The sequence below is a fragment of the Actinomyces sp. 565 genome, assembly GCF_010365615.1.
Taxonomy (GTDB): domain Bacteria; phylum Actinomycetota; class Actinomycetes; order Actinomycetales; family Actinomycetaceae; genus Actinomyces.
Genome location: NZ_PIZD01000008.1, coordinates 1 through 8859, shown reverse-complemented (window position 1 = coordinate 8859; position 8859 = coordinate 1). Strand labels below are relative to the sequence as shown.

At 68.0% G+C, this 8859-nt stretch carries 4 protein-coding genes; 2 read left to right on the top strand and 2 right to left on the bottom strand.

Annotation, left to right across the window (positions count from 1 at the left end):
- Nucleotides 1-577 precede the first annotated feature (577 nt).
- Both GZ997_RS01880 and GZ997_RS01875 read right to left on the bottom strand, forming a co-directional pair.
- Nucleotides 578-2299, bottom strand: coding sequence for a hypothetical protein (locus tag GZ997_RS01880; protein ID WP_162678629.1), 1722 nt, complete (start codon nucleotides 2297-2299; stop codon nucleotides 578-580).
- A gap of 5 nt (nucleotides 2300-2304) precedes the next feature.
- Nucleotides 2305-3006 carry an ATP-binding cassette domain-containing protein gene (locus tag GZ997_RS01875; protein WP_162678628.1) on the bottom strand — a complete coding sequence of 234 codons (702 nt, stop codon included), beginning with the start codon at nucleotides 3004-3006 and terminating at the stop codon, nucleotides 2305-2307.
- A 1057-nt stretch (nucleotides 3007-4063) separates the two neighbouring features.
- Here GZ997_RS01875 and GZ997_RS01870 point away from each other — a divergent pair.
- Both GZ997_RS01870 and GZ997_RS01865 read left to right on the top strand, forming a co-directional pair.
- The gene (locus GZ997_RS01870) at nucleotides 4064-5092 is read left to right on the top strand and encodes a hypothetical protein (protein WP_162678627.1); all 1029 of its coding nucleotides are present in this window, start codon (nucleotides 4064-4066) and stop codon (nucleotides 5090-5092) included.
- 443 nt (nucleotides 5093-5535) lie between these two features.
- Nucleotides 5536-8304 carry a lysylphosphatidylglycerol synthase domain-containing protein gene (locus GZ997_RS01865; protein WP_161923251.1) on the top strand — a complete coding sequence of 923 codons (2769 nt, stop codon included), beginning with the start codon at nucleotides 5536-5538 and terminating at the stop codon, nucleotides 8302-8304.
- Nucleotides 8305-8859: the final 555 nt, after the last annotated feature.

Genomic DNA, 8859 nt, shown 5'->3' with positions numbered 1-8859 from the left:
GTTTTGGGGCCTGGGAATGGTTTCCATTCCCAGGCCCCAAAACCATCCCCGGCCCGGTGCTCTAGCAGCGAAGGCATCTACCTACGCGCATTGTGCCGCCGCTGGCTGTCAGGTCAGCAGCGAGCAATAACCTGGGTCCCTTCCGCTGGGACGTAGTGGTCGGTCGCCGGCACCGGCCTGAACAACGTACTCCGTGGTGACGACAAGCTGGCTGCCCGGAGCAGGCAGAAGGCAGCCTGCGTGATGAGCTGCTCTCGCCACTGGTGCTCGATTGGAAGGTGAGAACGGGAGAAAGGTAGGCGACCTGGAAGAAGTTCAGCCGCCTCAGGGACCGTAACCTGCCAGTCCTTGAAGTCCTTAAGCCCCTGGCCCTCATGCCGCATGGTCTCAGCCGCGCCGGCCTCCAGGATGCCGTTCTCAAAGTTGCAGACCGCGAGAGCGGCTGAGCAGGGCTGGAGCGCGGGGGCGGCCTCGCTGCCTACCGCTCCCGTGCGGACAGAGGGGTGGCCTTGGCCGGCGAGGCTGTCGCCGGCCAAGGCCACACCTGAAAGGGTGCGCGGGTGCTGCTCCGTCCAGTTCAGTTCCCGATGACTCCGGGGCGCCGTCGCTCGACGACGACGGCCATGGTGACAAGCACGGCGGCAAGCGCGATGAGCCACATGAGGGCCGCGGAGGTGCTCAGGGGATCGTCGGCGAAGGAACTGGGACTGACGAAGTTGTTGACCAGGGCGGCGATCGTGCGCCTGCCCACTACCCGCTCTACGACCGGGCTGCTGCTCTGGAGGAGAGGCTCTGCCAGCAGGAGCCAGCCGGCCACGCCCGCCAGGGCGGGGATGGGCCGGCGGATGAGGACGGCGGCCCCGATGACGCTGAGCTGGGCGAGAACGGCGCCCAGGGGGGCGGCGACCAGCATCCTGGTAAGTCCGGCAGTGGCCAGGACAGCACTGACGCTGGTAGCAAAGGCCAGGACGGCAAGACCCGCGGCGATGGACACCAGGGTGACTACCGCGGCCTGGAGGCCGGCATGGACCGCGCAGGCGGTGATGACGGCGCTGCGACGCGGAAGAGCCGTGTAGACCAGGGCCAGCTCGCGGGTTTGGATGAGCCGTAGGTAGGTCCACGAGCCGGTCAGGAGAGTCAGCGGCAGGCAGAGCATGCCCCAGCCGCTGACGACGGCCCCGATCGCGGACTCGGCATCACTGAGGGCGCCGGAGGAGGTCAGGGAGATCTCGAAGATGACCACCACTCCGGCAGTGATGGCGGCGTTCGCGGCGCCGGTAAGCAGAGTCAGGAGAAGTGTGCGCCGCAGCGCGCCGTGGGAGCTCATGCTGGCCCGGAGCCAGGCCAGGACATCACCCAGGAGACCACTGCGGGAGGCCCTGGCACTGGTGGTGGGGGCGGGTGGTCCTGCCGGGTGGGAGCGGGCGGCGCCGTCAGCCGCTGCCGAGCGCATAGGGGCCGCTGCGGCTGAGGTGGAACGCGCGGATGCGGTCGTAGTGGCCACGGCCTCGGTGGTCAGGGCGACGGTGGGTAGGCCCCAGGGTCGCCCGGCCGGGTCGGCGGTACGGGTGAGGAGGACGGCGGCAGCCGCACAGGTGAGGGCGGCCAGGACCAGGAGCGGCAGGAAGCCCCAGGTGTCAAAGGCAGGCAGGCCCATCTCGCCCCAGGCACCGTAGAACCACGTGACAGCGACGGAATACGGGGCAAGGAGCGCCCCGACAGACGGAGGAACGAGGTTACCCACGACGGTGAAGAGGAGCTTCTCGATCACCTGGCTCCAGAGGACCAGCCCCGTCGCCACCCACGGCAGTGACCTCAAATTGGCAAGGACGGCGACGGCGAAGCCGAAGCACACTGCCAGCGGGGGCAGCACCATCATGCGAGCGGCCTTCGGGGCGAAGGCCGCTAGGGCGGCGGCGGCGTCGGGCCACCCTCCCAGCGGCATGAAGGCCGCGATGAGGACCAGGGACCCCAGGGCGCTGACCTGGGCGGCGACGAGGGACGAGACGAGCTTGGCGGCCAGGATCGCGCGCGGGCGCGGGCGGACCAGGACGACACTGGCCAGCATGCCATCACGTGCGTCACCGGCCAGGACCAGGATGGGCAGGGTGAACCACGCCAGGCGGCAGACGAGCTCGTTGAAGCTCAGTGCCGTGCTCACGTAGGAGCCGGAGGAGGAGGCGTATGCCAGAGCGAGGTAGATGTCCAGGAGAGCACCGACGGCCAGCGCCCCGGCCAGCAGCAGTGCGGGCCACCGGTAGGTGTAGAGCTTGTAGATCTCGCTGATGAGCAGTCGCATCGCTATCACCGCTCCTTGGGGGCGAGGTGCTTGAAGAAGGCGTCTTCCAAGCTGCCTTCCGCCTCGAAGTCGCTCAGGCTGCCACTTCCGGTGACGCGCCCGTTGGAGATCATGACGACGCGGTCGGCCACGGCGGAGACCTCGGTCAGGATGTGGGAGGACAACAGGATGCCCCGGCCCTGGTCTCGTAGCTGCCGTAGCAGGTCGCGGAACCAGCGGATGCCCTCGGGGTCCAGTCCGTTGAGCGGCTCGTCCAGAACGAGGTAGCGCGGGTCGCCCAGCAGCGCTCCGGCCAGGCCCAGGCGCTGGCGCATGCCCAGGGACAGGCGCGAGACACGTCGTTTGGCGGCGTAGGCCAGGTCGACCTGCTCTAGCAGCAGGGGGATGCGGGAGCGGTCCAGGCCCCCGGCGATCGCCAGCCAGGTCAGGTACTGCGTCACCGTCTGGCCCCCGGCGATCCACTGGGCGTCGAGGATGGAGCCGATGGTGCGCATCGGCTGAGCCATCCTTGCATAAGGGGTCCCCTCAATAAGAGCCGTGCCCCGAGCCGGGCGCTCCAGGCCCAGCAGGATGCGCAACGTGGTGGACTTTCCCGCACCGTTTGGCCCCAGGAAACCGACGATCTCGCCGGTAGAGACCTCGAAGGACACGTCGCGCAGCTCGAAGCCCGAATAGGCCTGGCACACGTCAGTCAGGACAATGGACATGGTGATACTCCCTTGGTTGAGAATGGTTGACGATGCGGCGTGTGCGGCCAGGTGCTGGGCATCACCTGACGTAGATAGTCCGTTCGCCCAGGTTGCGGCCGACATTGGGCTAACGGGTCATCCCAGATGTATTCCTACTCGGTGATCTCGTCGAGCAGGTCGCTCTTGGCGGCGGGGGTGGAGGTGAACTTGGCGTCCATTCGGGTATTCCTTTCAGATTGGGTGTGAGTGGTGCGGATTGAGTGGTGCGGATACTGTGGGCTCCGCACCGGTTGTCGTTGCTGACAGGAATAAGTGTGCTCACCGGCCGTGGTGCTTCCCATCAGCAGAACGGCTCAGGCTTATGAGACTTAAGGAGGAGCCAGAGCCGACGATCGTCTAGTTGATCCGGAACGCTGAGACCGGGCCCGTTCCAGCGCGCGGGAGGCAGCACCGAGGGTGAGCTATGCGGGCGGAGCGCCGCCCCGTGCGGCCAGGGGTCCAGCAAGTCGGCATCAGGGTAGGAGTTTCCTAGATGTATCGGCGTGTTCACAGGGCCGCGGCCAGGCATTCCAGCGACTACAGGTGCAGTGCCCCATCAACAACCGCAAAGGGGCTCTCCCGGTTTGTGGGTGTGCTTGGGGCACGGTGGGTGTTGCCGCCCCGGCGGGGGTGGGTGCCGCTCCCCAGGCGCCCCGTGGGACGGAGAGCCCAGGATCGGCTCCAACGGTAGACCGTGGGCGGGCAGGCTCCCACCTACCCGACGCCACCCCGGATTCCAACACGCCCCGCGAGTTGGAAGGTCTGGCATGCGCCACCCGGGAAGTACGGCCCTGCGCAACACCCGGGCGCCAGCCGGCGGCAGGCAGGTCCGCCGTGATCGACACCCTTCCTTTCCCGGCCCCGTACTTGGACCGCGTCCCTCCGCTGGACCCGAGTCTCTGGTAGTTCCTCCAGTCGGTCGAAATAACCACCGGGATCGGTCTAAGTGGCAGGCGATGTGCGTGCGGAGAATATGGGGAGCACTGCCCATGCCAGCGCATTGAGTCGGTTCAGACCCCACCCATATTCTGCGACGGTGACTTCACAGACGCCCCCTCCCTCCCCTGACGCCGCCCCCAGCAAGCAACGCGGCCATACCCGCCGCGATATCATCCTCGGTCTTGGCACCGCCGTAGTCGTGACCGGAGTTGGCGTGCGCAGGTGGCTGCGGACACCCACGAAAGAGCCGGATACGACGCCTTTCGCCGATTACTTCACCGGCCGTGCACCCGTAATGAGCGAGCCGACCGTCGACACCGAGCATGTCTCCACCAAGTCCTGGGGCGTACGCACCTTCCTCACACTGGAGGAGAACACCCCCGTCGAGGACGCCACCGCCCTGATCCAGTCCGCCTACACCGACCTGGCCGCGAATGTTGAGGGGCTGGATCACGCCACCCTCCTGATCAGCTGGAACGGAACCGGACCGGCCGGCGAGAACCTGCACACGGCCATTGACGTAGACCTCGTGCGCCCGCACTCAGAGCTAGACTTCCAGTGCGAGCGGCTCCGCATCGCCGCCGGACTCAACCAGGGCGCCATCGCCGCGGTTGGCATCCCGCTGGAGACCGATGACGCAATCGAGATCAGCCACATTGACGCGGATACCCTCCCCGCCGACGCCGTCCTGGCGCCACCGGCAGCCGCCGACGGCACCACCCTGACCTACGAGGATCGCCTCAAAGTCGGCAGCACATCCCTGACGATCAGCGCCACCTCCGACGTCGACCTGTCTGGAGTTCCCCTCGACGCGGTGCTAGCCGCTCTTCCCGGCGGCGCCGAGGACCCCGCCCGCGAACCGATCGTGACCCTGGACGCCGTCGGCCCCGGCTACGCCGACGGGCTGCCCGCAATCAATATCTACGAGCAGGACCTGACCCTGGACGAGGCCGAGCCCATCCTGCGCGCCTTCGACGGAGCAGACGGCCCGCACGCCATCAAACTCCAGGTCGCCTCACTACCGGACGCCGAGATGCGGTTCCTGCTGACCGACGGCACCCTCACCGCAGACCCATCCTGGCACTTGGCGGAGGAGGAGATGGCGGACCTGCTCGCTCGCCTGTAACTCATCCGGGCGGCAGACCAGCCCGGCCTGAGCCCCGGCCCAAAAAGCGGTTCGGGTCCGAGCCCCGCTGAGGGGCCCGGACCCGAACTAACCAGGGAGGTTCAGGGACTAGCCAGCTCGGCTCTCTTCCGTGCCGACGCCCATAAGTCTGCCAGCGACCGAAGTGCTCAGCATCGGCCGATCGGCTAAGCGGATCGGACCCCCGATCGGCGGATACAGTCCCACCGAGTCCACCGGTCGACTCGGCCGACACGTCTGCTGCGGTGCACACATCACCCCACGCCGCCCCGGCACCACCACACCGGTTCGCGAACGCCCAGTTCCCGGCAGCTCTCCCGGCCGACCTCCACCCTTCGTTCCGCGGTATCCCAGGGTCCGCCTGGTAGGCTCATTGCGCCCCGAACAGGGCAGTACTATCCGTAGGCAAACAGGTTGACACCGACATGACTGATGCCCCGCCCCCGGAGGACCCGGACCGCGTCCAGGCGACGTCACCGGTCGGAATCCCGCGCATCGGCGTCACCCCCGTCGTCGACAAATCAGACCAGGCCTACCCGAGCCCCGCCGCCACCGCGGTCCCCCGCTCGACGACGTTGCTGGTGGACGCTCCGGAGCGCCGCCTGCGGCGGGCAGAGGACCTGCTAGACCTGGTTGTCGCCGGGCTCGGCCTGACCTTCATGGTCATCCTGGCCGCTTACGCCCACGCCACCACCACCGGCGTCACCCAAGACGTGCAGAACGCCCTCGCCGTCGTGCTGCGCCGAATCCTCGTCTTCCCCCTCCAGGCCGTCGAGGGCCTGCTCACTTTCACCGTGCCGGTAGTGGTCATCATGCACAGCCTGCTGCGCCGCGCCTGGCACACCGCGGGCGGTGCGCTGCTGGCGGGAGCAGGCGGCTTCGCACTAGCCTGGCTGAGCCTGCACGCACTGGACGCCTGGGGCCCGGCCATCCTCGCCTCAGGCCTGACCGTGACCGCCTCCGGCACGGCCCGGGTCGGGATCTCCACGGTATTCGCCACCCTGGCGGGACTGCTCACAGGCGCCGGGGACCGCCGCTCCTCCCCTGTAATCCGCTACACCTGGACCGCTGTCTGGATCGTGGTGGGCCTAGCGGTTCTCCGCAGCGCGATCACGCTTCCGGGCGCCGTCATCTCTATTCTGCTGGGCCGCCTGCCGGGGCTGGCCGTACGCTATGCCTTCGGCGTCGATGACACGCGTGCCCACGGCATAGCCCTGGTGCGCGCGCTGCGCCGCGCTGGAATCGACGCCGTCCGCGTGGTGCGCATGGACCGTGCCCCCGACGCCCGCGCCTGGACGGTTGAGACCGCGGCACCGCTGGGCTACACCGAGCGCGTCCGCGAGACCCCGCTTACCAGCCCCGCCGTACTAGACGCCAAAGCCGGCCCCGCCGACCCCCAAGACGCGGGCACGGACCCACCCGCATCACCTCAGCCGGAAGCGACCGCCCCGATACCTCCGGAGGACACCTCCACCATCGTCCCCGCCCACGACGTCGATCTGGCCGCCATTCTGGCAGAGGCCTCCTCCGCCGCACTAACTGAGGGTCAGCTCTCAGCCCACCGGCTGTATGCCGTCTGGGACAGCGCGGGGGTGCGCAGGGACGTCACCGTCCTGGACGCCGACCGGCAGGTTGCCGGCTTCCTGGCTACCCTCTGGGACCGGGTGCGGGTGAAGGGGCTGTCGCCGGAACGGGATCTGTCCGTGCGCTCTGCGGCCGAGCATGCAGCCCTGATGATCTTGGAGGCGGGTCGCGCCGGCGTACGCACCCCCGCCCTGGTCGGCATAGCCGAAGCCGATGAGTCCGTGGTGCTGGTAACCGACCACGTCCGCGGCGCCCGCGCCCTGGCGGACCTCGATGAGATCAGCGATGACGTGCTGAGCGACCTTTGGGACCAGGTCAGCCGCGCCCACAAGGCCGGTCTGGCACACCGGGAACTAGACTCGGCCGCCGTCGTACTCGACGACTCAGGTGCTGTCTGGCTGCTCGGGTGGGACTCCGGGGAGACCATCTCCTCCGAGCTGTCCCGCCGGGTCGACCTCGCCCAAGTCCTGGCGCTGACGGCCTCCCTGACTGACGTGGAACGCGCTATCACCGCCGCCTCCCGTTCCCTGACCACTCAGCAGCTGGCCTCCATCGCCCCCATGCTGCAGCAGGTGGTGCTGCCGGCAGCCACCCGTGAGGCCATGGGCCGGCGCGGCAAGGTGCTCCAGGAACTGCGCGACGCCCTGGTGGACTTGACGCCGACGGCGCACGCAGAGCCCGCCAAGCTGACCCGCTTCTCCCCACGCACCGTCATCATGGCGATCGTGGGACTGGTGGCGCTGTGGACCCTGCTGGCCCGCATGAACATCGAGCAGATCACCGACGCCGTTGCCGGGGCGAACCTCTGGTGGATCCTCGGGGCGCTGATCTTCTCGCTGGCCACCTACGTAGGCGCCGGCCTGGCACTAGTGGCATTCAGCCCGGTAAAGCTGCCGCTGTGGAAGTCCACCGAGGTGCACCTGGCCTCCTCGGTAGTCTCACTAGTCGCGCCCGCGGGAGTCGGCGGCGCCGCCATCAACCTGCGCTTCCTGGCCCGCAAGGGCGTGCCGACCGCGATCGGTGTGGCCACCGTGGCCCTGGTGCAGGTGGTTCAGTTCGTTGTCACCGTTGTCCTGCTCATTATCGTTGCCGCCACGACCGGCCAGTCGACCAGCCTGACCCTGCCCAGCGGCTGGGTACTGGTGATCGCCGTCGCCCTGGTCGCCGTCGTCGCCACCGCCCTGTTCATCCCGAAGGTGCGCAGCTGGGTATGGGAGAAGATCGAGCCGACCTACCGGCAGGTGTGGCCACGGCTGGTGTGGGTCATGTCCAACCCGGGCCGGTTGGCGCTGGGCATAGGCGGCACGCTGCTGCTGAGCCTGAGCTACATCCTGTCATTCGGGGCGAGCCTGTGGGCGTTCGGGCACACGCTGTCCTTCTCGGTGCTGGCCATCACCTACCTGGCTGCGAACACCGTCGGGTCCGTGGTGCCCTCACCCGGCGGCATCGGCCCGGTGGAGGTGGCACTGACCGCGGGCCTGGTAACGGCAGGGGTTCCCAACGGCGTGGCGCTGTCAACCGCAGTCGTCTACCGCCTGGTCACCTTCTGGGTTCCCATCCCAGTCGGCTGGCTGAGCCTGCACCGCCTGCAGCGGCACGGGGACCTGTAGCCGAGTCGATGAGGGCCGTAAACCGGCTCTTCGTGTTCTAGGGTGCTGGGGCGGGGCCCGGACTGCGGTGTGGTGTGAGGGTCGCGTTCGGGTAGTCGTACTCTGGCTGATGAGGACGTTTTCGCCGCGCCGAGGACGTTCTCGGGCTCACGAGGACGTCTTCGGGCGTATGAGGTCGTACTCGACCACCCCACACCGACCGAATACGACCTCATACTCCCCAAACCCTCCACATCGTGGAGGGTCTCGGGCTGACGAGGACGTTTTCGCCGCGCCGAGGACGTTTTTGGGCTCACGAGGTCGTCTTCGCCGCGCGGAGGTCGTACTCGGGCTGATGAGGACGTTCTGGGGCTGATGAGAACATCTTCGGTACGGCGGGCGCCGACGTCGGGGGGGCGGAACGGCTCGTGCGCCCCGCGCGACGCTTCGGCACTTCGCATGACGGTTCGGCACTTGGCACCAACGGTTCGTACCTTTCGGTGACGGTTCGTACCGCAGGGGTACTGTGTTGTCTCATGACTTCTGGGACTGTTGGATCTCATGACATCTGGGAGT